Annotated in this window: 1 protein-coding gene and 2 pseudogenes; all 3 read left to right on the forward strand. The window is 75.5% G+C overall.

Annotated elements, in window-relative coordinates; all coding sequences use genetic code 11:
- Nucleotides 1–757: pseudogene (locus HF519_RS29850) on the forward strand (hypothetical protein); the annotation flags it as partial.
- A gap of 166 nt (nucleotides 758–923) precedes the next feature.
- Nucleotides 924–1,355 carry a hypothetical protein gene (locus HF519_RS29855; RefSeq protein ID WP_211170781.1) on the forward strand — a complete coding sequence of 144 codons (432 nt, stop codon included), beginning with the start codon at nucleotides 924–926 and terminating at the stop codon, nucleotides 1,353–1,355.
- A gap of 27 nt (nucleotides 1,356–1,382) precedes the next feature.
- Nucleotides 1,383–2,441 (forward strand): annotated as a pseudogene (locus HF519_RS29860) (hypothetical protein); the annotation flags it as partial.

Below are 2,441 nucleotides of genomic sequence, written 5' to 3' on the forward strand. Positions count from 1 at the left end.
GCCCGCCGCCGTTCCGCCCGCCGCCCGCCGGCCGGCCACCCCGGCCGCCGACGCACCGCTCGCCCCGGTGGTTCCGATGCCGCGGCGCAACCTGAACCCGGCGCCGCCGGTGGCGCCCCCCGCGCTACCGGCGTCGCCCGCGGACGGCCTGCAGCCCGCGCTCGCCACGCTGGGTGGTCTCACGTTGCCGTCGCAGACCCACCGGGATCGCAGCGACGAGGCGTTCGAGCAGGTCACAGACCTGCAAGCCGCTGTCGAGGCAGTCGAGGACGCCCGCGTCGGGCCCGCCCCGGCCAGGTCGGTTCCCGAGACGCCCGGGCCGGTCGTCCCGGCCCCGCGCCCGGTCCGGCCCCTTCCTGCCGAGCCGGCGCCCGAGGGGCCGGCGGGCGTGCCGGCGTCCTTCCTCGGTACGGCTCCGGTCGAGGCCGTCCGACTCGGATCGGTACGGATCACTCCGGTGCCGTCGACGCCGGTCCCGATCGACCCGGGGTCGGCGCACCGGGTGTGGCCCAGGCTGGTGTCGGCGACATCGGCGCGTTCCGCAGCGACCGGCGCACCCGGTTCCGGACGGGCCGCGCTGTCACCGCTGCCGCGGCGGCCACGGAACACTCGGCTGCCGCCACCCCCGCCGGCTCCGCGGGTGTCGGCGGAGAACGACCGGCGCGACGGCGGGACGTCCTCGGCGCTGCAACAGACCTGGGCCCGGGACCTGGGCACGATGCGGCGGCTCGTCGCCGGACTCCGGCGCATGGTGTGAGATTGCCGACCGGACGTTTTCTTTCCTGGGCGTATCGGATTGCCTTCCCGGATCGTTGCGCTAGGCTTCGGCATCCGTTCCCCGGAATTCCCTGAACACCGACCCGTGGTCGGGTTTCGAACTGCTGCTGGAGGCGTGCGTGAGCAACATCGATCATTCTTTGGACATGGCTGCGAACATCAAGGGTGCGTTCGCCGTGGCCCTCGTCGACTTCGACAGCGGCATGATCCTCGGATCGCGCGGCGGAAGCGCCGAGTTCGACCTCGACGTGGCCGCCCCGGGTAACAGCGAGGTCATCCGGGCCAAGCTCGAGGTGGTGCAGAAGCTGGGCCTGCGGGAGAACATCGAGGACATCCTGATCACCCTCGACACCCAGTACCACCTGCTGCGCCTGATCCGCGGCCTGCAGGACGAGAAGCTGTTCCTCTACGTGGCCCTCAACCGGGCGCAGGCCAACCTGGCGATGGCGCGCCGTGACCTGCGCGTCATCGAGCAGGAGTTCTACATGAGCCACCCGTCGGCCGTCGCCGGACGCCCCGGTCCCGGCATGCAGGCCGGCGTCGAAGGCCAGTTCTTCCCCGCCAACGGCCAGCGCTGAGGTCGCACGGGCATCGATCGGAGCACGGTGAGCGCGCTGGCCGACGAGCCGCGAGACCCCGGCATCCTGCAGTCCGCCCTGGGGGGCGTGCTGCGTGATGCCGGGGTCCTCGCGGCGGCGCTGGTCGACATCGACAGCGGGATGGCCCTGGAGACCTACGCCTCCGGGCACTGGCGGGTCGATCCGGAGGTCGTCGCCGCCGGGCAGGCCGACATCGTGCGGGCGACGGTCGACACCATGCGGTCGTCACTGCCGGTCGGCCCGCCGACCGAAGTGGTGGTCAACCATCGCGACCACCTGTACCACGTGCTGCAGACGGTCCCGGATCCCTGCGGTGACCGGCTGGCGCTCGCCCTGGTGGTCAGCGGGCCGGCCCGCAGCCTGCGCCGGGTCCGGCGCAGGCTGCGGCGGGTCGATCCGGCAGCACTGGTCCCCCCGCGTCCCGTGGCGGTGCAGCGACGCGAGGGCCCCCTGATCCCCGATCGGTCGGCCGCGCCCGCGCGGGCGACCGCAGCCGCCCCGCCCACGGGCCCGCGCGACGGTGCGCTCGTCACGGCGTCCCTCGGGGGAGGCCCCGGCGCCGGGTGGCCGGCCGGGCCGACCCGGTGGGTCGGCGACCCGGCCCTCGTGGTGTCACCGACGGGACCGACCGCGGCCGGGGCCCCGCCGGCGCAGCGGATCGGCACGTCCGTTTCCGGGCAGCCCGCGAGCCTGCCGGCCGTCGGCCCGCAGGGCAGGTCAGCCGCTGACGGGCACCTGCTGCGCCGGCCCGCTCACCCGGCCCAGGACGCCGGCGCGGTGTCCGAGGGCATCGGCCCCGTGTCCGCACCACAGGCCGGGGCGCCCGCACCGCCCACCGCTGCGCCTCGCACGACCACGACCGCGCCGGACTCGACCGGTCCCGCGCACCGGGTCGTCGGGACCGCGCCCCAACCCGCCGTGGGCACATCCCCTGGCGACTCCGCGGGTGCGCCACGCTCCGGCGTGCCGGCACCCCACGTGGGCCCCACCGCACCCCGGATCGGCGAGTTCACGGCACACGCCGCGGCGCCCGCGTCCGCCGCGTCCGTCCAGCGGCCCGCCGGC

It is taken from the genome of Pseudonocardia bannensis (assembly GCF_012911875.1).
Classification (GTDB): domain Bacteria; phylum Actinomycetota; class Actinomycetes; order Mycobacteriales; family Pseudonocardiaceae; genus Pseudonocardia; species Pseudonocardia bannensis.